The sequence below is a fragment of the Variovorax sp. GW460-12-1-14-LB1 genome (assembly GCF_059423605.1).
In genome coordinates this window covers 99,409-122,459 of record NZ_JBWKYF010000012.1, presented here as the reverse complement: position 1 = coordinate 122,459, position 23,051 = coordinate 99,409, and the positions used below count along the sequence as shown (strand labels likewise).

General features: G+C 67.7%; 20 protein-coding genes. 5 read left to right on the top strand and 15 right to left on the bottom strand.

Features of this window, described 5'->3' with window-relative positions; translation table 11 throughout:
* Positions 1–179: 179 nt before the first annotated feature.
* Both ggt and AC07Y4_RS09120 read right to left on the bottom strand, forming a co-directional pair.
* On the bottom strand, positions 180–1,811 hold the full coding sequence (gene ggt / locus AC07Y4_RS09125; protein ID WP_487848480.1) for a gamma-glutamyltransferase: 1,632 nt from the start codon (positions 1,809–1,811) through the stop codon (positions 180–182).
* 91 nt (positions 1,812–1,902) lie between these two features.
* The gene (locus AC07Y4_RS09120; RefSeq protein WP_487848481.1) at positions 1,903–2,889 is read right to left on the bottom strand and encodes a Bug family tripartite tricarboxylate transporter substrate binding protein; all 987 of its coding nucleotides are present in this window, start codon (positions 2,887–2,889) and stop codon (positions 1,903–1,905) included.
* Positions 2,890–2,992: 103 nt separating this feature from the next.
* Between AC07Y4_RS09120 and AC07Y4_RS09115 the strand changes: the two genes are divergently transcribed.
* Entirely contained in the window at positions 2,993–3,961 is a 969-nt protein-coding gene (locus tag AC07Y4_RS09115; RefSeq protein ID WP_095946992.1) for a LysR family transcriptional regulator, read from the top strand.
* Between the two features lie 21 nt (positions 3,962–3,982).
* Here the strand turns inward: AC07Y4_RS09115 and lhpI are convergent, their stop codons facing one another.
* The 3 genes from lhpI to AC07Y4_RS09100 are packed head-to-tail and all read right to left on the bottom strand — an operon-like array spanning position 3,983 to position 9,930.
* On the bottom strand, positions 3,983–4,927 hold the full coding sequence (lhpI, locus tag AC07Y4_RS09110) for a bifunctional Delta(1)-pyrroline-2-carboxylate/Delta(1)-piperideine-2-carboxylate reductase (protein WP_487848482.1): 945 nt from the start codon (positions 4,925–4,927) through the stop codon (positions 3,983–3,985).
* Between the two features lie 40 nt (positions 4,928–4,967).
* Positions 4,968–8,435, bottom strand: a complete 3,468-nt coding sequence (locus tag AC07Y4_RS09105) for a molybdopterin-dependent oxidoreductase (RefSeq protein WP_495274424.1) — start codon at positions 8,433–8,435, stop codon at positions 4,968–4,970.
* Between the two features lie 16 nt (positions 8,436–8,451).
* A complete protein-coding gene (locus AC07Y4_RS09100; protein ID WP_082818002.1) occupies positions 8,452–9,930 on the bottom strand; it encodes a short-chain fatty acid transporter in 1,479 nt (492 codons plus the stop codon).
* 136 nt (positions 9,931–10,066) lie between these two features.
* Between AC07Y4_RS09100 and AC07Y4_RS09095 the strand changes: the two genes are divergently transcribed.
* Positions 10,067–11,008, top strand: coding sequence for a LysR family transcriptional regulator (locus tag AC07Y4_RS09095; protein ID WP_062471895.1), 942 nt, complete (start codon positions 10,067–10,069; stop codon positions 11,006–11,008).
* 272 nt (positions 11,009–11,280) lie between these two features.
* Here AC07Y4_RS09095 and AC07Y4_RS09090 read toward each other — a convergent pair whose 3' ends face one another.
* From AC07Y4_RS09090 to AC07Y4_RS09080, 3 genes are read right to left on the bottom strand one after another with little or no spacing between them, the layout of a single operon-like run.
* Positions 11,281–12,507 (bottom strand): class I SAM-dependent methyltransferase, encoded by a 1,227-nt coding sequence (locus AC07Y4_RS09090; RefSeq protein WP_487848484.1) that lies wholly within the window; start codon positions 12,505–12,507, stop codon positions 11,281–11,283.
* Complete coding sequence (locus AC07Y4_RS09085) at positions 12,504–13,292, bottom strand: DUF1365 domain-containing protein (protein ID WP_487848485.1); 789 nt, start codon at positions 13,290–13,292, stop codon at positions 12,504–12,506. Before AC07Y4_RS09085 ends, AC07Y4_RS09090 begins: the two co-directional genes overlap by 4 nt.
* A complete protein-coding gene (locus tag AC07Y4_RS09080; protein ID WP_487848486.1) occupies positions 13,289–14,674 on the bottom strand; it encodes an NAD(P)/FAD-dependent oxidoreductase in 1,386 nt (461 codons plus the stop codon). Before AC07Y4_RS09080 ends, AC07Y4_RS09085 begins: the two co-directional genes overlap by 4 nt.
* A 215-nt stretch (positions 14,675–14,889) precedes the next feature.
* Between AC07Y4_RS09080 and AC07Y4_RS09075 the strand changes: the two genes are divergently transcribed.
* Positions 14,890–15,438: a sigma-70 family RNA polymerase sigma factor gene (locus AC07Y4_RS09075; protein WP_487848487.1), complete on the top strand. Its 549-nt coding sequence runs from the start codon at positions 14,890–14,892 to the stop codon at positions 15,436–15,438.
* A 2-nt stretch (positions 15,439–15,440) separates the two neighbouring features.
* Complete coding sequence (locus AC07Y4_RS09070; RefSeq protein ID WP_487848488.1) at positions 15,441–16,097, top strand: ChrR family anti-sigma-E factor; 657 nt, start codon at positions 15,441–15,443, stop codon at positions 16,095–16,097.
* On the opposite strand, the gene AC07Y4_RS09065 is transcribed toward AC07Y4_RS09070, so the two are convergent.
* The 7 genes from AC07Y4_RS09065 to AC07Y4_RS09035 all read right to left on the bottom strand — a co-directional run bounded on the left by AC07Y4_RS09065 (position 16,060) and on the right by AC07Y4_RS09035 (position 21,321).
* Complete coding sequence (locus AC07Y4_RS09065; RefSeq protein ID WP_070059851.1) at positions 16,060–16,491, bottom strand: DUF2177 family protein; 432 nt, start codon at positions 16,489–16,491, stop codon at positions 16,060–16,062. The genes AC07Y4_RS09070 and AC07Y4_RS09065 overlap by 38 nt on opposite strands.
* Positions 16,488–17,108: a DUF6134 family protein gene (locus AC07Y4_RS09060; protein WP_487848489.1), complete on the bottom strand. Its 621-nt coding sequence runs from the start codon at positions 17,106–17,108 to the stop codon at positions 16,488–16,490. Before AC07Y4_RS09060 ends, AC07Y4_RS09065 begins: the two co-directional genes overlap by 4 nt.
* Positions 17,105–17,929, bottom strand: a complete 825-nt coding sequence (locus tag AC07Y4_RS09055; protein WP_487848490.1) for a DUF1295 domain-containing protein — start codon at positions 17,927–17,929, stop codon at positions 17,105–17,107. Before AC07Y4_RS09055 ends, AC07Y4_RS09060 begins: the two co-directional genes overlap by 4 nt.
* Entirely contained in the window at positions 17,896–18,945 is a 1,050-nt protein-coding gene (locus AC07Y4_RS09050) for an SAM-dependent methyltransferase (RefSeq protein WP_487848491.1), read from the bottom strand. Before AC07Y4_RS09050 ends, AC07Y4_RS09055 begins: the two co-directional genes overlap by 34 nt.
* A gap of 367 nt (positions 18,946–19,312) precedes the next feature.
* Positions 19,313–20,275 carry a homocysteine S-methyltransferase family protein gene (locus AC07Y4_RS09045; RefSeq protein ID WP_487848492.1) on the bottom strand — a complete coding sequence of 321 codons (963 nt, stop codon included), beginning with the start codon at positions 20,273–20,275 and terminating at the stop codon, positions 19,313–19,315.
* Positions 20,276–20,467: 192 nt separating this feature from the next.
* Positions 20,468–20,587, bottom strand: a complete 120-nt coding sequence (locus tag AC07Y4_RS09040; RefSeq protein WP_487848493.1) for a LuxR C-terminal-related transcriptional regulator — start codon at positions 20,585–20,587, stop codon at positions 20,468–20,470.
* Between the two features lie 137 nt (positions 20,588–20,724).
* Positions 20,725–21,321 (bottom strand): TetR/AcrR family transcriptional regulator, encoded by a 597-nt coding sequence (locus AC07Y4_RS09035; RefSeq protein WP_487848494.1) that lies wholly within the window; start codon positions 21,319–21,321, stop codon positions 20,725–20,727.
* Between the two features lie 136 nt (positions 21,322–21,457).
* Here AC07Y4_RS09035 and AC07Y4_RS09030 point away from each other — a divergent pair, with 136 nt between their 5' ends.
* The gene (locus AC07Y4_RS09030; RefSeq protein WP_487848495.1) at positions 21,458–22,399 is read left to right on the top strand and encodes a DMT family transporter; all 942 of its coding nucleotides are present in this window, start codon (positions 21,458–21,460) and stop codon (positions 22,397–22,399) included.
* Positions 22,400–23,051: the final 652 nt, after the last annotated feature.

The window sequence follows — 23,051 nt, the reverse complement described above, 5'->3', positions numbered from 1 at the left end:
ACCAACATAGACAAGGGCACGATCTCTACCCGCGGCGCGGTCTTGGCGGCGGGCTACCGCGCGAGCGGTTTAGTCCTCCGCTGCAAAGCAGACAAGCGCGGCTGGCTACATGCAAAGAAGGCGGGATGGGAATGAGTTCCTCATAAGCCACACAGTCGATAGCTGAAAACGGTGGCCGATCAGTGCGCAGGATCCATGCGCAGCCGGTACGCAACGCCATCGCGTCCAGGGTCGGCGCCGCCATGCAGGCCGTCGGCCTGCACCTGCACGCCGTGCACCCAGCCGATGGTGTAGTTGTACGGGTTGCGGCCAATGGCGTAACCCTGCGCTTCCAGCGCGCGCGTGGTGTAGCGCGGAATGCGGTTGCACACGTCGATGGCGTTGCTGGTGGACGAGAAGCGAGGTGCCGACACGGCTGCCTGCATCTCCATGCCGTGATCGATCACGTTGAGCAGCACCTGCAGCACGCCCATGGCGATCTGCGTGCCCCCCGGGGCGCCGAGCACCATGTCGAGCTCACCGTCCTTGAAGGTCATGGTGGGGCAGGACGAGGTGAAGCGGCTCTTGCCCGGCTGGATGCTGCCGGCGCGGCCCGGACGCGGGTCGAACACGCCCATGCAGCCGTTGTACAGAAAACCCATGCCCGGGGTGATGATGCCCGAGGGCATGGCCAGCGAGTGGGTCAGGGACACGGCGTTGCCGTCGGCGTCCACCACGCTCAGGTGGGTGGTGTCGCGCGGCACGGGCGCGCCAGGGTTCACGCGCTCCACGTTGAAGCGATGGCCCGTGCGGATCTGCTCGGCCACTTCCCGGGCCATGTCCTTGGACAGGAGCTGATCCAGCGGCACATCGAAGAACTTCGGGTCGCCGATGCAGCGGTCCTTGTCGATCGTCGCCTTCTTCATGACCTCGCACACCCTCTGCAGGTAGGCAGGGCTGTTGTGCTCCAGACTCGCCAGATCGAAGTGCTCGAGGATGTTGAGCATCTCCAGCAGCATGGCACCGCCGCCCGGGGGCTGGTTGGTCGTGATGGTGCGGTCGCGGTAGCTGCCCACCAGCGGCGGGTTGCGCTGCACCTGATACCGGGCCAGGTCGTCGAGCGTGATCAGCGCCTCCAGCGACTGCAGGTGCGTCACCATCTTTTGCGCCAGGTCGCCCTGGTAGAACGGGCGCGCACCTTCTTCGGCAATCTGGCGCAGCACCGCAGCCATGCCTTCGTTGCGCAGCGGCGCACCGATGGGCTTGGGGCGGCCATCGGGGCGGCAGTACAGCTGGCGGCTTTCCTCGCAGTACTGCAGCCGCTCCAGGTTGCCGACGCGCCCCATAGTGGGTTCGTCGATCCAGAAGGCGTGCATGCCGGGTCGCACAAAGTAGCCGTCCGCTGCCCAGCGGATGGCGGGCTCCACCACCTGCTGCCACGGCAGGCGGCCGTGCGCCTGATGCATGGCCTCCAGGCCCTTGAGCGTGGCCGGCGTGCCGATGGACTGGGGGCCGATGTCGTTGACGCGGCCCTTGAGGATGAAACCGAAGCCGTCCTTGGTCTCGCCCTCGAGCAGGTGCTCCCACATGTTTGCCCTGGCCGCCAGCGGCGCGGGCGAATGGAAGTCGAAATATTCATGCACCTGGGCGCCCGGCAGGTAGACGGCGGCGGTGCCGAAACCTGCGATACCGCACATCAGCGGATCGACCACGGTCTGGGCCAGCGCGGTGGCCACGGCGGCATCCACCGCGTTACCGCCCGCACGCAGGATGTCGATGCCGGACTCGGCGGCCTCCGGCTGCGGGCAGACCACCATTGCTTCTTTTTTCATGAGGTGTGATGACGAGCCCCCTGCTGCATCGGCGATACGGCAAGGGGTGAAGATGGGAGAAAAAGGGGGCGGCGCTTGTGCGGTCGCCGGCTTACTTGGCGCTGAGGTTCAGTGCCCCGAGCGTGGGCCCCCAGGCCTTGGCGTCACGCGCCGCCGTTTCCATGACCAGCGTGGAAGGGCCGGACATGGGGATCACGCCCATGCTTTTGAGCTTGGCCTGCACGTCGGGACTCTGGTGGAAGGCCGCCGTCGCCTTGTTGAGCTTTTCCACAACGTCGGCCGGCGTGCCGGCGCGTGCCACCACGGCACTCCAGCCCATGTTGTCAAAGCCGTTCACGCCCAGCTCGCCCAGGGTGGGCACATCGGGCAGCTCAGGGGTGCGTTGCGGCGACAACACGGCCAGTGGATTGAGCTTGTGGTTCTTGATGTGGGGCAGGGCGGTGCCATACACAGGTGCCATCACCTCGGTTTGCCCGCCAATGGTGGCCAGGATGCCGTCGGCCTCGCCCTTGTAAGGGATGTGGGTCATCGAAATGCCCAGGGCATTGGACACCAGCTCGACCGCCAGGTGGGTGGAGTTGCCCAGGCCGGCGGACGCGAAGTTCAGCTTGCCGGGCGCCGCCTTGGCTTTTTCCGTCAGATCCTTGAGCGTCTTGATGCCCGTGGCCGGGTTGGCCGACAGCACGAACGGCACCGTCGTCAGCATGGTCACGCCAACGAAATCCTTCTCGGGGTTGTAGGGCAGTGGCTTGTAGGTGAACTGATTGAGCACCATCAGCGACACGCTGCCCAGCAGCAGGGTGTAGCCATCGGCGGGCGCATTCAGCGCGTTCTGTGCGGCAATGAGGCCGCCCGCACCGGGCTTGTTCTCCACCACGATGGTGGCGCCAATGGCCTTGCCTGCGTGTTCAGCCCACATGCGCGCGATCGTGTCGCTGCTGCCGCCCGGGGCCTGCGACACGATCAGGCGCACGGGACGACTGGGGTAGGAGGCTTGCGCGAACACAGTGGTGGCCGTGGCGGCCGCGACCGCGGCACCCATCAGGATCTTGTAGACGTTCGTGATTGCTTTGGGCACAGGGATTCCTCAGAAGGTCTGTCATGGAAGATGAAGTAATTTTCATGACAACCCCTGCCATTCACCTAGTGAAAATGCAAAATGGATACATGAAGGTTTACTCATGATCGAGCGTTCGGAAGGCCTGTCCTGGGCACGAGGCATCAAGGTCCGGCATCTGGAATCCTTTCTGGTGCTGGACGAGGCGGGCACGCTGACCGAAGCGGCGGCGCGGCTGCACATGACGCAATCTGCCATGTCGCATTGGCTGGCGGAGCTCGAACGCGTGGCGGGCACGCCGCTGGTGGTGCGCGGGCGCAAGGTGCAGCTGACGCCTGCCGGGCATCTGCTCAAACGCCTGGCCATCACGGTGCTGGGCGATATCGCCCGCACCGGCCTCGAAATGCATGCGGTGGCTGCGGGACGCGTGCCGCGACTGAACGTGGGCAGCGTCTGGGCAGGCATCGCCGGCGGCCTGCCCGAAGCCGTGACCGCGTTCCAGCAGCGCCATGCCGACGTGGCCGTGTCCATCCACGACGGCCTGTTCGATGATCTGCTCAAAGGTCTGGACACGCGTGCCATGGATGCCGTGATCGGCGTTCTGGATGCGCGGGCGCACCAGCCGCAACTGGCGCACCACGTGCTCTTTGACGACCGGGTGAGCATCGTCATCGGCCAGGGCAGCAAGCACTGGGACAGCAACCAGCCGCTGGGCTTTGCCGACGTGCTGCGCGAGCATTGGGTGATGCCGCCCCTTGGCACGCTCACTCGCATCCAGATGGATGCCTATCTCATCGAGCAACAGGCATCGTGGCTGGTGCCCAAAGCAGAAACCGCCTCGTTAGCCATGATGCAGGCGCTGCTGCAAAAGGGCGACTATGTCGGCGTGTGTGCGGAATCCATGGCGGACTACATGGCCTCGCTGGGGCTGTTCCGCAAGGTCGCCGTCGATTCGAACATCCGCTTCGGCCCCATCACCGTGGTGTGGAACCGCGAGCACGTCTCGGCCACGCTCATGGATTTCATTGCCTGCCTGAAGGCGCATGCGCGGGGCTTGCCTGCTGCACACGTGCAGGAGGCGCCCAGCGCTTAGCGGCCGGCCAAGGCACGTGTCTCAGGTCGAATCGGAAGCCTCGTAGACCGCCACTGCCGCGGCCAGGTCCTCCAAGGCGGTGCCCACGGCCTTGAAGACGGTTCGCCCGTCACCATCGGCGCGTCCCTGGATCCGGCCCGCGGCCAGGTCGGCCAACTCACCTGCCACATCGTCGGCGGCGAACACGCCGCGCGACAGGGGCCCGAGCAATTCGCCACTCTTTTGCAACGCCTCTTGTGTATCGACAAACAGACGTGCACCCGCAAAGCAGGCGTCGTCGGCTTCGCGCATCTGCGGCGTGAAACTGCCGATCAGGTCGAGGTGGCTGCGAGGCCGCAGCCACGCGCCCTGCACCACCGGCTGCGTGGCGAGCGTGGCACAGCTCACGATGTCGACGTCGTTCACCGCCTTGGCGAGATCCGGCGCAACGGCCGCCTCGATGTTCTGCGCGCACAGCCGCGCAGCGAGTGCCTTCGCCGCAGCTTCGTCGCGGTCCCACACCAGCACACGTTGGATGGGACGCACGGCGCGGTAGGCCTCGGGAATCAGACTGCCGACACGCCCGCAGCCGACGACCAGCAGGCTGCGCGCATCGGCAGGCGCGAGATAGGACGCGGCCAGGGCCGATGCGGCAGCGGTGCGGCGCGACGTGATCTCGTTGCCGTCGATCTGCGCCAGCGGCTCGCCCGTGCTTGCGTCGTACAGCACATAGGTCGAGAACAGTCCGGGAAGGCCGCGCCGCGCGTTGTCCGGAAAGATGGTCACGGTCTTGATGCCCAGGTAGCGGTCGCGCTGCCACGCCGGCATGACCAGCACGGTGCGGGGTGAGGTATCCGTTTCGGCCTGGAGCGAATGCGTGTGCCGCAGAGGCACCTCGCAGCCAGCGATGAACATCTCCCGAAGGGCCGGGATCAGGCGGTCGAAGGGCAATGCACGGCGGGTGCTTTCGGTATCGATGATTTTCATGGGGTCGCGGATGGAGTCAGTTGAGTGAAAGTGCCGGCCGTCATGCCTCGAGCACCACGTCTTCGAGTGGAACGGCCTGGCAGGCAAGGCACACGGCCGGGTCTTCCGGTTCGCTGCCGTGCAGATGGCGCACCTTGCCGCTCAACAGGCGCACGGCGCAGCTCTCGCACTGGCCCACACGGCAGCCGCTGGCCATCTGCACGCCGAGCGATTCGCCAAAGGTCAGTAACGTGCCCTGCCGGGGCGTCCACGTTGCGGGGGCGCGGCCTGAGCGCGCAAAGCTGACGGTGAAGCGCTGGTCGCCGTCGGTGGGCGGCGTGGTGGGCGAACGGAAGACCTCGCTGAAGATGTCGAAGCGCGGAACGCCCCGCGCCACGAGGCCGGCGGTCACCGCGTCCATCATGGCCGGCGGTCCGCACAGGTAGAAGCGGGCGCGCTGCGCGATCAACGCGTCGTCCACCACGCTCGCGTCGATGAAGCGATCCGACTGGTAGTCGATGCCCTGACGCTCCTGCGGCTGTGGTGCGTTGTAGTGGTCGACAACCTGCAACTGCGGCAGCCGCGCGCAGTGCTGTGCAATGCGCTCGCGAAACGCGTGGGTCGTGCCGTTCTGGTTGGCGTAGTAGAGCCAGATGGCCGGCCCCTGCGCGCCGTCGGGCAGCGATTCGAGCAGGCTGATGAAGGGCGTGATGCCGATGCCGCCCGCGAAAAAGACCAGCGGCTGCGGCGAGTGGCGCGGCAGCACGAAGCCGCCGGACGGCGCCCGCAGCGCGAGGGTGTCGCCGACTTTCAACGCGCGGTGCAGATGGCTCGACACGCGCCCCTCGTGCGGCGTGCCGTCGGCCGAGCGGCCGCGTTGGTGGCGCACGGCCACGCTGTAGCTGCGCCGGCCCGGCACCTCGGCCGCACCCGTGAGCGAGTAGGCGCGCGTGACCTGCGTGCCATCGTCCAGATGCAATTGCATCTCGATGTGCTGACCGGGTCGGTAATCGGGCAGTTCGCTGTCATCGACCGACTCGAAGTGGATGCCCAGTACACCGTCGGCCTCAGGCCGCAGCGCGCTGATGCGGAAGGGGCGGTAGCCGGACCACTTTCGCTGCCGCATCTCTGTGGCCGGGTCGCGTTCGATGTCGCAGAGAAACGAGCGATGCGGCACCGAACCGCTCACCGGATCGCAGCTGTCGGCGGATATCAGCGCGTTGAAGTTGCTGCCCAACGCGCCTTCAATCGGCAGGCCATCGCGGTCGAGCTCGGGGCAGCTCTGCCACCAGCCGAACTCGGCCACGATGACGTCGTCCGCCAGTTGGGGCGTGACGCGGGCGACGAAGCGGGCCTCGCCCACGCGCGTGCGGATGCGCATCCAGTCGCCGTCCACGATGCCCTTGGCGGCCGCGAGCGCGGGGCTCAATTCGGCCACCGGATCGGGCGCGCGCTTGCGCAGCGAGGCCAGACTGCGGTGCTGGCTGTGGCAATAGAAGCCGTTCTTGGCCGAACTCAGCACATAGGGAAAGCGGCCCTGGCGCGTGGCCTTCGCATCGCGCGGCGTGTCTGCCGGTTCGACGAAGGTGGCGACCGGCGGCTGGCCGTGGCGCAGCAGGGTTTCCGAATAGAGCTCGACGCGTCGCGTCGGGGTGTCGAAGCCGCGCACGCCGGTGGGCGTGGCGCGGGCGTACTTCTGCTCGCTCGCGTCGATGGCGCAGACCATGCCTTCGGGCCGGGCACGCAACTGGTCGACCGTGAGGCCCAGCGGCTCGAGCATGTGGTTCCAGCCTGCGTCGAGGCTGCCGCCAAAGAAGCCGTCACCCATGCCCAGGCGAACGGCCAGATCGAACAGCACGTCGTTGTCGGCGCGCGATTCACCGCGTGGCGTCACCATGCACTGGCGCAACTGCACCCAGCCGGCCGCACGGTCGTCGATCTCGAAGCCGATGCGCAGGCCCTCGCGTTCCCAGGGTGTGTTGACCGGCAGCAGGATGTCGGCGTACCGGGCGGCGGGTGTTTCGAACAAGTCGCAGTGCACATGGAATTCGAGCCGCGACAGTGCCTGGTGCGCGAGTGCGCTGTCGGCCTGCGACACGGGCAGGTTGGTGCCAAAGGCCATCATCGCGCGCACCTTGTAGGGCTCGCCTTCGAGAATCGCGCGGTAGGTGTCGCGCGCCGTCACCCAGCCGTGCGCGGGAGGGCCGATCGGGCGCTGCGCCAGACCGAGGGCCTTGGCGCGCTGCGCGTCGGGCAGCAGTGAGAGCGAGTTGACGGCGTTGACGCGCGGACCGACGCGAACGCGGTTCGCGCCGATGCGGTCGAAGCTGCCGCACAGCGCATACAGCGTGGCGACTGCGCGCTCGGCTTGCGTCGCGTTGGTGTGCTGGCCGATGCCGGTCCAGGCGTGATAGGCCACGCGGCGGCACGTGCCGAAAAGATCAGCGACCGCGCGCAACGAAGCCTCGGCAACGCCGGTGATGCGTTCGACATTCGACGGCGTGTAGGCGGCACAGCCCTGGGCCAGCAGTTCGAAGGCTGGCGCACACGACAGGCGATGTGCGCCCACGTCGATCTCGACCGCGCCGCGCAGGCGGAAGTGGGCGGCGTCCTGGGTTTGCGCCGCCTGCTCGGTGTCGTAAGGCACCGCGCGGTTCAGTGCGTCGTTCCACGCCATGAAGCGGTTGCCCTGGGCATCGGGCCACAGGTCCTGCTCGCGCAGGAAGTGTCCGTTGTCGCTGCGCACCAGCAACGGGGCGTTGGTCCACGCGCGCACGAAGCCTTCGTCGAAGCGCGCGTCCGCGATCAGCAGGTGGATCAGCCCCAGCGCTAGTGCGGCATCGGTGCCCGGCCGCACAGGCAGCCAGGTGTCGGCCTGCCGCGCGAGCGCGGTAGGGCGCGGATCGATCACCACCATCTTCGCCCCGTTCGCGCGGCCACGGCCGATGGCGTTGGCCTGCGCCAGCCAGGTGTTCGCGGGGTTGTGACCCCACAGCACGATCAGCTCGGCCTGCGCGTAGTCGGCCGCGGGCATGCCGCAGCCGAAGGTGAAGGCGTGCGCGAAGTCCTTGTGCCAATTGCAGACCTCGGTCGCATAACAGATGTTGGGGCTGCCGAAGAGGCGCACGAAGCGCTCGATCCAATCGATGCTGTCCGTCAATGGCGTGCCGCTGGGCGTGGTTACGGCGAACACCACCGACTCGGCACCGCTCTCGGCCTTGATGGCACTCAGGCGCTTGGCGGTCTCGGCCAGCGCCTCGTCCCAGCTGATGCGCACCCAGCCCGGATCCGCTTCGGTCTTGGGCCTCGTGCGGCGCATCGGGTAGCGCAGACGGTGCGGGCTGTGCACGAGCTCGGGCGCAGCCTTGCCCTTCATGCACATCGCCTGGCCGGTGGGGTGCGAGGTGTCGGGCCGAACCGACACCAGCATGTCGTCACGCACCTCGTTGAGTGTGCCGCAGCGCGAACGGCAGAGCGTGCAGTAGCCTTGCCTGGTTTGCGTGGGCGCCGTCGTCGTCATCACTTGCATCCGGAAGCTGCGCGGCTCAAGGCATCACCGGTGCGACATAACTCAGCGTGCGCCCGAAGGCCCAGAGCATGAAGAGCACCAGCGGCGCATGCACCAGCAGTTGCAGGAAGGTAAAGCCCACGATGTCGCGTGCCTTCAGCGACAGCACGCCCAGCAGCGGCAGCATCCAGAACGGGTTGATCAGGTTGGGCAGCGCCTCGGCCGCGTTGTAGACCTGAACGGCCCAGCCCAGGTGGACCTTCAGGTCGTTGGCCGCTTGCATGACGTAGGGCGCCTCGATGATCCACTTGCCGCCACCCGAGGGAATGAAGAAGCCCAGCACGGCGGAGTACGCGCCCATCACCACGGCGAAGCTGTCGACGCTGGAGATGCTCACGAACAGATGCGCGATGCGGTCCGACAGCGTGATGCCTGCGTCGCCCTTGGCGCCGGTCAGCATGGCCGCGATGGCGCCGTACAGAGGAAACTGGATGATCACGCCCGCCGTCGACGGCACCGAACGCGACACCGCGTCGAGAAAGCTGCGCGGGCGCCAGTGCAGCAGCAGCCCGATCATGAGGAACAGCAGGTTGTAGGTGTTGAGGCCCGAGATCGCGATCAGCGGGCTCTTGGCCATGAACTCCTGCGCCAGCCAGCCGAAACCCAGCGCGCACAGGAGCAGCGTGAGCAGCGGACTGCGCTCGAACCACTCGCCGGGGCGGCGCTCGGCGGACTCTGGGGAAGCGGGCTTGGCTTCCGTGAGGTCCACGCCCAGGTCCTGCGCCGTGACCGCGTGCTTCGCGTCGGGCGCCGACCACAGTGCGATGGCCACCGACACGACCATCAGCACCAGCGCCATGGCGACCGACTGCCACAGGAAGATGGTCTGACTGAACGGGATCACGCCGGTGATGTCAAGAATGCTCTTGGGCAGGCTGCTGGCGTTGGCCTGCAACTGCGCCGCCGACGAACTGAGCCCCAACGCCCAGGTCGCGCCCATGCCGAGGTAGGCCGCCGCGCCGCCGGCGCGGTAGTCCATGCGCAGGTCGAGGCGGCCGGCCAGCGCGCGCACATAGAGCGCGCTGAAGATCAGCGAGATGCCCCAGTTGAAGAGTGACAGGATCATGCTGATCGCCGCCACATACGCGATGGCCTGGCGCCCCGACACGGGCAGTGCGGCCAGCTTGCGGATGAGTCGCGCAGCCGGCGGCGAGGTCGCCACCACGTAGCCGCCGACGGCCACCAACGCCATCTGCATCGTGAAAACAATGAGGCTCCAGAAGCCGTCGCCGAAAGACTTGGCCACCGCTTGCGGGCTCGACCCGTTCAGGAGCGCGGCGCCCGCGACCACCACCACGGCGATGGCCGCGAACACGAAAGCGTCGGGAAACCAGCGCTCGGCCCAGGCGGTGAAGCGCAGGCCCAGGCGGCTCAACAGCCCGGCATCGGTCGAAGCCTCCTGGGGTACAGAAGGGTGGGCGCCGTGGCCGGCGGAAGTGTGTGATGTCGATGGCATGGGGGTCTCCTGCTACTGCTGCTGGAACGGTGGGCGTCCTCGTCACACGCCTGACATGGCGTGCTGCCCGGATGTTAGGAATTGCCATCGACAATTCATAATCTCTATTTTCAATAGAGCGATATAGGATGTATCTATGTCGATAACGATCAAGCAGCTGCAGCACTTCGTGGCCGCAGCGCACACGGGGCAGGTGTCCCGCGCAGCCCAGCGCTGCTATGTGAGCCAGCCGTCGCTGACCACCTCGCTCAAGAACCTGGAGTCGACGCTGAAGGTGCAGCTCTTTACGAGACACTCCGACGGGCTGCGGCTCACGGTGCAGGGCGAGGGGTTCCTGCGGCATGCGGAGCACATGCTGCACACGCTCGATGCGGCGGTGGAGGAGACGCGCAACTCGGTGTCCTCGGTCGAGGGGCGGGTGCAGATCGCCATCACCGACACCGTGTCCGAATACATGCTGCCCAAGATCATCGGCGCGATGCGCAGGCAACTGCCGCTGGTCGAGTTCGAGCCCGTGGAGCGCAACCGGCTGGAGATCGAGAACGGCCTGCGCAGCGGCGAATTCGACCTGGCCGTGGTCCTGGTGTCGAACCTCTCGCGCGCGCCGGACATCCGGCGCGAGAACCTGCTGAAGTCGGAGCGTCGTCTGTGGACTTCGTTCGACCATCCGCTGGTGGCGCAGAAGTCGGTGTCGCTGCGCGAGATCGCGCAGATGCCCTTCGTGCTGCTGGACATGGACGAGCACGTGGACACCGTGGGCCGCTACTGGAGCGCGATGAAGCTCAAGCCCAAGGTCGTGTTCCGCACCAAATCGATCGAGGCCGTGCGCAGCCTCGTCGCACAGAACGTGGGTGTGACCATCCTGTCGGACCTGGTGTTTCGCCCCTGGTCGCACGATGGCGGGCGCATTCGCAGGACGGTGGTGTCGAGTGCGGTGCCCTCGATGGACCTGGGGCTGGCCTACCGGCGTGGAGCCGTTCTTTCCGAAGCTACGGCAGCCTCTGCGAGTACCTTGCGCTTGCTGGCCAAGACACTGACGAGAGAGTCACAGCCGCGGATGGATGACGAGCCGCTGTAGCTTTCGAGTGGGCCGCTTCCTGCGACACGCATGGCAGGCGTGGGGTGAGCGACAGCTACCGGCAGTTGTCGCCCAGTCATCGAAGGCGGGCTTAGCCAGAAGAATCGCGTCCAGGACCGCGTCTCTGGCAGCCTCATCGGCATTGTCCCGGCAGGCCGCGCAATACGGGCAGCAGTTGCTGCGTTCGCACAGGATATTTCAGAACAGCCGGAATTGCGGTGTGTCACCCTGTTCAGAAGAAGGAAGGGGGCGCTTCGCACTGCGCCGACCGATCAGGCAGTTCGGGCTTCAGCCACGCGCAACCGGTAGAGGCCGACGTCGACGAGCCCCGCGCGGAAGCCGGCCTCGCAGTAGGAGAGGTAGTAGGTCCACAAGCGCTTGAACGCGGCGTCGAAACCCAGTGGCTCGATCTGCGGCCAGGCGGCGAGGAACCGGCGACGCCACTCTGCCAGGGTTCGCGCGTAGTCCTTGCCGAAGCAGTGGGAAGCCTCGATCACCAACCCTGCGCACTGCGCCTGTTCCCGCAGCACGCGCGGGCTGGGCAGCATGCCGCCGGGAAAGATGCAGTGCTGGATGAAATCGGTCCCCTGGCGGTAGCTGTCGAACTGCGCATCGGCGATCGTGATCGCCTGCAGCACCACCACGCCACCGGGCTGGAGGCGCTCGCGCAAGGTGGCGAAGTAGGTGGGCCAGTAGGCCTCGCCGACGGCCTCGATCATCTCGATGGAGACGATGCGGTCGAACCGGCCCTGCACGTCGCGGTAGTCCTGCAGCCGCAGGTCGACCCGGTCGGCCACGCCCCAGTCCTGCGCGCGTTCGCGGGCGAAGGCCAGTTGCTCGCTCGACAGCGTGACGCCGGTGACGCGCGCTTCGTGCCGGCGGGCCAGGCTCGCGGCCAACGTTCCCCAGCCGCAGCCGATCTCGAGCACGTCGCCCCCTTGCGGGGTGTCGAGCATGTCGGCGATGGCAGCGAGGCGGCGCGCCTGGGCGGCTTCTAGCGTGTCGTCGTCGGCGTCGCTGAACATCGCGCTCGAATACAGCATGCTGTCGTCCAGCCAGTGCCGATAGAACGTGTTGCCCAGGTCGTAGTGGAACGCGATGTTGTGCCGGCTTCCGCGCCGGCTGTTGCTGCGGGTCAGGTGCCGCAGCCGCGCCGCCCAGCGCGCCAGCCCGCGCCCCTTGAGCAGCGATCCCCAGGCCGACTCGTTGGCCAGGCCGAATTCGAACAAGGCCAGCAGGTCCGGACTGTCCCACTCGCCATCGCGGAACGACAGGGCCAGGCCCAGATCGCCTTGCAGCGCCAGGCGCAGCAGCGGGCGCCAGCTCAGCAGGCGCAGGCTCGCGTGCGGCCCGGGTTCGCGGCCGGCCACCTCGATGCACCGGCCGCCCGGAAGGCTCAAGCTCAGCCGGCCGAAGCGCGTGCGGGCCAGCAGCCGGCGCAGCGGCGAGAAAACCGGAGCGGCATCGAGAGCGGGTGCGGAAGGTGTGGTCAGGCTCATGGGGTCTTGTTCGAAGGAACGATGGTGAGGTCGTGGTCGGGGGCAGCCGGTCGCGGATGCAGCGGCACGCGCTTGATCCACAGACGCAGGGCCTGCCAGTGGATGGCGGCCACCACCTTGAGGGTCAGCAACGGATGCGTGATGAACACGCGCAGCAGCGCCAGGTCGCTCAGGGGGGCGCGTTGGCCGTCGAGCCGCGCGTTGAGCACGGCGCCGGCTGCGTCGTGCACGCTGATGCCGACCGAGACCGCCTCGCCCGGCGGTGCGACGCGGAACCGGTAGTGCAGGTCCATGCCGTTGAAGGGGGAGACGTACATCTGCTTGTCGCAGTGCTGCTCGACGATGGGCGCGCCGTCGGCAGCGACCGGGATCAGGTAGCTGTGCCGTTGCCCGAAGGTGTTGTTGACCTCGTACAGCAGCGCCTGCAGCGCGCCGCCGGGTGCATGGCAGAACCAGACGCTGAGCGGGTTGAACACATGGCCGAGCAGCCGCGGCATGGCCAGCAGCCGGATCGCGCCGCCGGTCGGAAGGCCGGCCTCGCGCAGCCGCGCCTCCACCTGGACCCGCAGATCGCGGCCCGAACCGTCGCCATGGTCGGCGGCATGAAAGCTGAACAGGTTGAACCGGTCCACCGAGAAGCAGCGCAACCGGGCGTGCAGTTGCGGCAGTTCGTCGATGTCGATCAGCAGGTTGTAGACCCGGTAGCTCAGCCGATGCCGCTTCGGCCGCAGCCGCTGGTGCATGACGCGTCCGATGTAGAGCGCCGAGCCTTCGTGCGCGTTCATGAGGCGACGGTCTGCGCGCCTTGCGGCAGATGGATGCGCCCGGACTCCTGCGCCACGCACCAGGGCCGGCGCACGCCGCCGAGCGCTTCGGCGACGGCCAGGCCGGCCTGCAATCCGTCCTCGTGGAAGCCGGCGCCGAAGTAGGCGCCGCAGAACCAGGTGCGGCGCTGGCCCTGCAGCTGCCACAGCTGGCGCTGCGCGGCCATGGCCGCGGCATCGAACAGCGGGTGGTCGTAGACCTCGGTGCGGATCAGGTGCTCGGGCCGCGGGTCGATCGCCGGGTTCAGGGTCAGGAACAGCGGCTCGGCCGCCGCGCCCTGCGGCAGGTGGGGCTGCAGCCGGTTCATCCAGTAGGTCACCGTCGGGGCCGCCCCGCTGCCGCGCGTGCCGAGGTAGTTCCAGCTCGACCACACGGCGCGCCGCGCCGGCATCAGGGCGGGGTCGCGGTGCAGCACGGCCAGGTTGCGGCTGTAGGGCAGGGCACCGAGCAGGGCCCGTTCGGCACCGGTGGGCGCGTCAAGCAGCGCCAGCGAGCGGTCCGCATGGGTGGCCAGGACCACCTGGTCGAAGCGCTCGGGCCACCAGCCGGCGCTCGTGCGAAGCCGCACACCTGCCGGCTCGCGATGCAGTTCGAGCACGGCCCGGTCCAGCTGGATGCGGTCGGCGAAAGGCTGGCTGAGGCGCTGTACGTATTCGCGGCTGCCGCCCACCACGGTGCGCCAGATGGGGCGGCCGCTGATCTGCAGAAGCCCATGGTTCTCGCAGAACCGAACAAAGGCGGCCACCGGATGGCGACCCACCTGCGCCGCCGGCGTGGACCAGATGGCCGCAGCCATGGGGTAGAGGTGGTCGTCGCGAAACGCGCGGCCATAGCCGTGGGCATCCAGGTAGTCGTCGAGCGCCTGGTCGCCTGCGACCTGCGCATCGCGCGGAGCCTCGCGGTAGAACCGCAGCAGGTCGCGCAGCATGGCCCAGAAGCGGGGGCGCGCCAGGTTGCGCTTTTGCGCGAACAAGCCGCGCAGGTCGGTGCCGGCGTATTCGAGCCCGCCGGCGTCCAGGCTCACTGCGAACGACATGTCCGAGGCCGCGGTCGGCACGGCCAGGTGCTGGAACAACGCGGTGAGGTTCGGGTATGCGGGCTCGTTGTAGACGATGAAGCCGGTGTCCACCGGCACCCGGCCTTCCCGGCCTGGCGCGTCCACGGTATGGCTGTGGCCGCCCAGCCGAGGCTCGCTCTCGAACACCGTGACCTCGTGGCGCTGGGACAGCAGCCAGGCGCAGGACAGGCCCGAGATGCCGGTGCCGACGACGGCGATGCGCTGCTCGGGAGGCACGGAGGCAGGCGTCGGCAAGGCGGCAGACGGGGCAAGAAGAGGCAGCATGGAGAGTCTCCGTCGGGTCGTGCTGCCTGTACGCAGGAAATGGCCGTTTGGATTACCGGCGTGTCGCTGCGATGATCCGAACGCGGCTTCCTTGCGTATGACAGCACATGACCGCGGCTCCTGATCCGTCCAACCCCTCTGCGGGCACTCCGTTGCCCCGCAGTCGCCGAGCGTCCCTCTTGACCGTTGTCTCCCCCGATTCCGAGCCATCTGCCTTGCCCGACGACCTCTGGGCCGAGGCGATGGCCGCCGTGGCGCAGCGACAGGACCGGGACGCGTTCGCGCAGCTGTTCTCGCATTTCGCGCCGCGCATCAAGCACTACCTGATGCACAGCGGCAGCCCGGCCATCCAGGCCGAAGAACTGGCCCAGGAAGCCCTGGTCACCGTCTGGCGCAAGGCCGCGCTGTTCGATCCGGCCCGGGCGGCCGCCACGACCTGGATCTTCGCCATCGCGCGCAACCTGCGCGTGGACGCGCTGCGGCGGCGCCAGGGTGTGCAGTCGTCCGAAGACGCAGTCGACTTCGACCTGCTCCTGTCGGACGAGCCGGCCGTCGAAGACCAGCTGCACGACGCGCGCCTGAACGAACGCCTGCGCGGTGCGCTGCGCCTGCTCCCGCCCGAGCAGCAGCAGGTGCTGCACCTTTCCTATTTTGAAGACGCGCCGCATGCCCGCATCGCGGCCCAGCTGTGCATTCCGCTGGGCACGGTGAAGTCGCGCGTGCGCCTGGCGGTCGCCCAACTGCGCCGCCTGCTGGAACATTGACGATGGACATCCGACACCACCCCGACGACGACCTGCTGCTGGCAGGGTCCTCCGGCCACTTGCCGGCTGGCATGCGACTGGTCCTGGCCAGCCACCTGGAACTGTGCCCGCTGTGCCGCGAGCGCGCGCGCGCACTCGATGCCGTGGGCGGCATCCTGCTCGATGACCTGGAAGCGGTCCCGCTTGCCGATGACGCGCTGTCGCGCACCTGGGCCCGGATCGATGCGCACGAAGGCGCTGAACCCGCCCCCGTGCGGGTCAGCGCGCCCCCACCGCTGCCGCCCGGTGCGCGCTGGCCGCGCGCGCTCGCTCATTGCAGTGCCACGCCCTGGCGCTGGATCGGTCCCGGCATGCGCTGGAGCCGTGTGACCGTGCCCGAGGCCCCGGGGGCCAATGTCTTTCTTCTGCGCATCGCGGCCGGCAAGTACCTGCCGCAGCACACGCACCAAGGGCAGGAGTTCACCCAGGTGCTGCATGGCTGCTTCCACGATGGCCGGGCCTTGTTCGGCCCCGGCGATTTCGATGCGGCCGATGCCGAGATCAACCATCAGCCGGTGGTCCAGGACGGCAGCGAGTGCATCTGCCTCGCCTCGCTGGACGGCCGGCTGCGCTTCGACGGGGCTATCGCGCGTTTCTTCGGCGCGCTGGTCGGGATGTGAGGCGCGCCGCGGCCCACGCCGACACGCCGCTCACGGCCGTGCCCCATGCCAGGTCGGCGGCCGTGACGGCCCAGGGCCAGTCGCGCAGCGTGGCCTGGTTCGTCAGGTCATAGGTCGCGTAGGCCACGAGCCCGAGCAGCGCGCCGCGACGCAACGCCACGGCGGGCTCGCCAGCCTCCAGTGCCGGCGCGATCGCCAAGACGACCAGGCCGACCAGGTAGAGCGCATAGAACAGCGCCGCCGCCGTCCAGTCGACCTGCGGCGCCATCAGCGCACCGAGCGCGGGCTGGTACAGGCGCGGTCCCATGACCGACAGCCAGACGGCGTCCAGCACCAGAAAACACACGAGCGCCCACAGGTAGGCAGCGAGCAAGGTACGCGGGGATGGCTTCATGGGGTGCTCCGTGCAGGAGAGGTCAGTCGGTAGCTCAGTTGGCGATCGCCCTTGGTGTCAGCGTCGAGCCCGATCCAGCGTCCGCTGTCGGCGGCATACCAGATGCGGATGCGCTGCTGCGCCGCCTGCAGTCGCCAGCCGCGCGCCCGCACGGGCTGACCGCGGACCTCGAGGGTCGCATCGGGCAGCGGCTCGAAGCGGACCGGCTCGACCTTGCCCGTCTGGGGATCGATCAGGCGCTGTTGTTTCACCAGCCGGGGATTCCAGTAGGCAAAGCTCATCAGGCAGTCGCCGTCGAGGCGCTGCGCGATCTGCTGGCGGGTGCCGTCGTCGTCGGTCTCGGCGCGCAGCTCACGCAGGCAGTCGCCGGCCCAGCGCTCCTCGGCCTGGTGCCGGTAGCGGTAGACCGGGATGCCGAGCACGCGCACGGTGAACAGGGCGCGGCTGTCGACGCTGCGCGTCGCCGCCGTGCCGCCGACGACAAAGCGATGGGTCCCGATCGGCTTGCCATCGAGCATGGCGGTGAAGTGCCATTCGCCCGCTTCCTCGTCACCTTCCTGTGCCACGGCCAGGCAGGTCGCCAGTGCCAGCATCAGCCCCAAGGCCCGGTGCTTCATGGACGGGCGCCACGCCGCGGCGGCCAGGGGATGAAGGCACTGGTGCGTGCCGCGTAGCTGCGGTAGGCGGGCCGGCGCTCGGCAATGTCGTGCTCCAGCAGCGCCACGCCCGACACCTTGAGCAGCAGGACGGTCATCAGCAGCGGAGACACCAGGCACCACGCCATCGCCCATCCGCCCGCCGACAGCGCTGCCAACCCGAGGCCCCACCAGACGCAGGCCTCGCCGAAGTAGTTGGGGTGGCGCGACCAGGCCCAGAGGCCGCGGTCCATCACCGCATCCTCGCGGCGCGGGTTGCGCAGGAAGCGGGCGAGCTGGGCGTCGGCCACGGCCTCGAAGACCACACCGCCGCCGGCCAGCAGCAGGGCCAGCACGTCCAGCCCGGACAGGGGCGACGGGTGCGCGAACGCGGCCAGCAGCGGCCAGCCGACGATCCATGCCAACACCGCCTGGAGCCCGAACACGAGGTAAAGGCTTTTCAGGCCGAAGTGTGGTTCGTTGCGCGCACGCATGGCTTGGTAGCGGCGGTCTTCGCCGTGGCCCCAGTTGCGACGCCCGATGTGCAGCGCCAGCCGGCAAGCCCATGCCAGCAGCAGCCCGAGCATCCAGACGCTGCGAGCGTCGAGCGCGCGAGCATGGGCGCCGGCGTAGGCCAGGGCCGGCGCCGCGATCATCAGGGGCCAGATCCGGTCCGCCAGGCTGGCGTCGCGCACCACGACGCTGAACACCCAGACCGGCAATGCCAGGCCAAGGGCGATCGCCAGACCCAGGCATGCGAGCGACAGCATCACCGTTTCTCGAACAGGTAGTGAGCGACCCACCACTGGTCGCCCTCGGCGTAGCCGAACAGCTCTTCCACCGAAATGAAGAAGAGCCGCCAGCGGGTCCACCACACCGGCGCGTCGCGCGCTCCGTAGACGGCGGCCAGCAGGGGCATGAGGGTGACCCGCCGGGCGTCCATGCGCGCCAGCCAGGCGGCCGAGGTCCGCGCGTAGTGGCGGCCATCCCAGCGCCAGCGGTGCAGCAGGCGCAAGTCGTCCTGGCAGCGCAGGGCGAGATCGTCGCTCGGCATCATGCCGCCGGAGAAAAAGTGGCGGCTCATCCAGTCGCTGGCATCGCGCTCCTCGAACGGGTAGGGCGCTTCGCGGTGAACGAAGACGTGCATGAAGAACCGCCCCTGCGGTTTCAACCAGTGGGCCACATGCGAAAAGGCGCGCGGCCAGTTGCGCAGGTGCTCGAACATCTCCACCGACACCACCCGGTCGAAGCGATCGCCGGTCTCGAAATCATTGAAATCGCAGGTGATCACCTCGAGGTTGTCCAGGCCGCGTGCGGCGGCCTCGGCCGCAATGAACAACCGCTGCGAGTGCGAATTGGAGACCGCCGTGATGCGGGAGCGTGGGAAGTGTTCGGCCATCCACAGGCTCAGCGAGCCCCAGCCGCAGCCCAGCTCCAGGATGCGCAGCCCGTCTTCCAGGCCGGCGCGGGCGCAGGTCTCGGCCAGGGCCGCCGCCTCAGCCTGCTCGAGCGTCTGCACTCCTTCAGGCCACCAGCAGCAGCTGTACTTCCGGTGAGGCCCCAGCACGCCTGTGAAGAACTCGGCGGGCAGTTCGTAGTGCTGCTCGTTGGCTTTCTCGGGCAGCAGGGCCAACGGTGCCTCCCGCAGCCCATCGAGAAATTTCTCCGAACGCAGGGCAACGGCTTCCGGGGCCCCGCTGCCCAGCTCGACCAGGCGCTGGCGCAGCAGCCGCCGCACGCCCAGCCGAACGGCGCCGTCGGGCACCAGGCCTTGTTCAACCCAATGGATGGCAGTGGAGGTGCTCGAGGCTTGGGGCATGGCGGTGGGTGCAGGAGGAGAGTCTCTTCTTCCTACGCCAGGCCGGCTGCAATGGATCACTGTTCGTCGGCTTCAGCGCATGGGGACTGGGGCGACGGTGCGAAGTACGGCGGTCGGACACTTGGCGGCGTCACAGGCCAGGCCCACTATCTCTGGACAAACTGGACATTCATCGCAAGAGCTGCGAAGCGGACGTAGCTGTGCACACGGCCCCCGGCGTCAAGAGAGGGCTGAGCCCGCGCCTACGTTGATTTCACGAGGCTTGATGCATCGGCGCGTGGCGCGACCGGCCGACGATCCGGATCGCAGACGCAGGGGCCGTCTGAATCGCCGGATGGGCGGGCGGGTGCAAACCCTGGGTGAACGGCTAGACCACGCCCCGGAACAAGGGCAGGCAGGCCATTGCAAGCTGTTTGACGTGGCGGTCGTCGGTGCCGCAGCAACCGCCCATGACATTGAGGCGCTTCAACCGGTGCATCTTGAGCGCGGCATAGGCCTGCCCCAACTCCACCGGGTCGCCCGCATCCAGTTCGGGCGCCTCGTTCAACTCGGCATGGCTCATCCTGGAGGCGTTCGCGCGCAGACCGCGAATCCGCCCAGCCCACGGCGCGTCGCCATGCACCACCTGCTGGAAGTGGCTGGGATGGGCGCAGTTGATCATGAAGTAGGCCGGATAACCCGCGGTGGCGCCGTCCACCTGCTGGATGGCGTCCGCCAGGGACTGCTCCGTCGGCAGCCTGCCATCGGTCTCCACCGTGAAGGAAATGACGACGGGCATGCTTGCCTGCTTCGCGGCCAGCGCGATCCCCGACGCCTCTTCGACATAGTTCATCGTGATGGCGGTCACCAGGTCGGCTGCGGTGCCGGCGAAGGTCTCGACCTGCGCACGATGGTAGTCCTGCGCTTCGCGCACCGACATGGCACGGTCCGGGACATAGCCGTCGCCGCGAGGTCCAAGGCATCCGCTGATGACGATCGGCGTCCGGCGAGTCTGGTAGGCATCGCGGATGTCCTCCAGCAGACCCACCAGCTGTCGGTTGACCGCCGCGAGCTCCTCGGGGCTGTAGCCCAGCCTGCTCCCCCAGTCTGGATTGGACCGCCAGGTTGCCGTTTCCAGAATCAGCCCGACGTCGAAGCTTCTGGCCAGCGCCGCGTAGGTCCGGAAATACTTCCGCAGCACTCTTTCGCCTTCCGGCGTCCGGAGCAGGTGAAAGGCGGCAAAGTCGGGAAGTTCCTGCCCCTCCAGAAAGATCAGGGTGGTCTCGATGCCGCCGTCGGTCATGAAGAAATCATCGCCGAGCTGCGGCAATGCGCTCCTGTAGGTTGCCATCGCTGACTCCTCTCATTCGGGTGTCCGAATGGCCGCCGCCGCCAAGGCGTCGGGCCCGCGAAGCGGATGATGACAGTGAGCGCCTCGCGGGCCAAGTGCCTGGCCGGCGGCGCGCCTTTTTCCCCCTTCAGGCTTCGGCTGTCGATCAACTGCCGGTGGCGGTCACTCGAAGCCTGACGGAGGGGCTGGAGTTCACGGAGTGATCTCTCCGGATCGGATGGCCATGCGAACAGCGTCGGCTGTCGTCGTGGCCCCCAAGCGTCGGTGGACACGCCGCAGGTGATTCTCGATGGTGCGTTCGGAAAGGCCCATGCTGGATGCCGGCTTCCGCCGGCCGCTTTCCGGCAGCCATCCAGCGCATGACCGTTTGTTCGCGCGGAGTCAGGCGATGCTCGAACCGCTGAGCCTTTCCGGTCGACGCCTGCACCCGGCGGCTCCGTGCAACGGCGTCAGCTCGTTCGGCGCTTCACATTCGGAACCAAGGCCTTGATCACCGCGTCGGCCATCCGATGCAGAGACGGCGCGTTCTGATAAACCCGCTCCATCACTGCCAGGCCTCGGGTGAATGTGATGACAACCTGCGCGGTTTCCTTGGGGGACAGCGAAAGCTGTGTCGACATGTCTCCCTTCGACATGGCGGCTGAGACGACGACCTGGAGTTCATCGAGCAACTGACGCAGCCGTTCCTGGATGCGCGGGCCTGCACCGTCGACCTCCGTTGCCGTCTTCGTGGTGAGACAGCCCCGAGGCGGTACGCCTTGCGTCATGTTGGCGATCGCGACCTTGAAGAAGGCGCGCAACGCCGTCTCTGCACGGGGTTTGTCGAGGGCTGTGCGCGCGTTGTCCAGAAACCTGGTGGCGTACGCCTCGAAGGCCAGCAAGAACAGTTCCTCCTTGCCGCCATAGGCGTGATAGAGCGAACCGCGCTGCACATCGGCGGCCTCTGCCAGATCGGCCATGGACGTGGCCCGCCAGCCTTTTTGCCAGAACACGTCCAGCACCGCGTCCAACACCTTGGCCTCATCGAACTGCCTGACTCCTGCCATGAGAAATCCTCGCGCTTTCTATTTTTGACAACGACGTCAAACTTGACAATACTGTCAATGATAGTCCGTCCGCCACGCAGGCGATGCCCGCGGCGCCAGGCAAGACACTGGCATCGCTTTGAAGGAACCCACTCCGATGACTCGGCTTTCTGCCTCACCGCCTGTTCCCCAAATCGGCATCGATCGTCGATGGGTGGGTGTGCTGTTCGGACTCGCTTCGGCCCTGATCTGGGGCGCCTTTCCGGTCGTGACTCGCTTCGGGCTGACCCACACGGCCTTGGACGTCTACGACATCACCTGCATCCGGTACACGGTCTCGGGCGTGATGCTGCTGCCGTTTCTCGTACGACGAGGTCTCATGGGGCTGCGCTGGACAGCCATCGCGCTCATGACCGCCGGCATTGGCGCGCCCTACATGCTGGTGGTCGCCTTCGGCCTGGGCATGGCGCCGGTGGAGCAGTTCGCCGTGGTCACGCCTGGCAGCATGATCCTGTTCTCGGCGCTCATCAGTGCCTGGGGACTCGGCGCCAGGCTCTCGCGCAGGGAGACGGCGGGCATTGCGCTGATCATCCTCGGGGTCGCGTTGGTCGGCTTCCACAATTTCAGCGCCGTCCGCTCCTCGCCGTGGGCCTACCTGATCTTCCTGCTGGGCGGGCTGCTGTGGGCCATCTACACGGTCTCGTCCAAGCAGTTCTCTGCATCGGCGCTGCACGCCACCGCCATCGTTTCGGTGTTCTCGATGATCATCTACCTGCCCGCCTACCTCGCGACGCGCGGGCTGCACCTGTTGCAAGCGCCTCTGGGCGACATCGGCGTGCAGGCGTTCTATCAGGGGGTCATGGTCTCCACGGTGGCCTTGTTCTTTTTCAGCAAGTCGGTGCAGATTCTGGGCGCAGCTGTCGGTGCCACGTTCGCTGCACTCGTTCCCGGCGCAGCGACGCTGCTGGCCCTGCTGGTTCTTGACGAGCGGCCCAGCGCCACAGCCATTGCGGGGCTTGTCATCGTCACAGGCGGCATGACGGCGATGCTGATACAGCAACGTCGATCCTCATCCCCCGGTGAATCCAGATGTCATTGAGTCCCTGAACCCGGCAATTTCCGTCGAGGAGTTTCTGCGTCGAAGGGCGCAGCTTCCTCGGTGGTTCATTCATCGAGCAGACGGCGCAGCCGCGAGGCCGTGGAGCAGCACCGTCCAGTGTTGCAGTCGGGCCATGGCGGCCTCGCGGCCTTTCTGCGCCGCTTGTGGACCGCTGCCGTCGTCGGCCAGCGCGATCAGTTCGTGGGCCGCCGTCGTCACGGCCCGCGCGAAATCCTCGGTGTGGCTTCGCCACACCACGATGCGATGGTGCAGGCCCATTTGCGCGGCGCGCTGCGCATTGATCGCCTGCTCGGGCTGGTCGGTCAGGAGCAGCAGGATCGGCTTGCGGTACACCGCTGCGACCGACAGCGCCGCCATGCCGGGTGCCGAGACGATGAAGGCGCTGCGCGCGGCCCGCTCGATCCAGTGCTCGTCCTGCGCGTGCCAGCCCGCGCGCTGCGCATAGCCTTCGCCGACGAGGTGCGCCGGCGTGCGCGCCTCGGCCAGCCCGCGCTCCAGGCCGTCGGCCAGTGCGGCTTCCTTGAAATGCGGGTTGAGGTACACGGCGGCCTGCGGTGCGAAGTCGTCGTGCGAGTCCGTGTCGGCGCCCACGATGGCCACCGGCGTGGGGGGGGGGGGGGGGGGGGGGGGG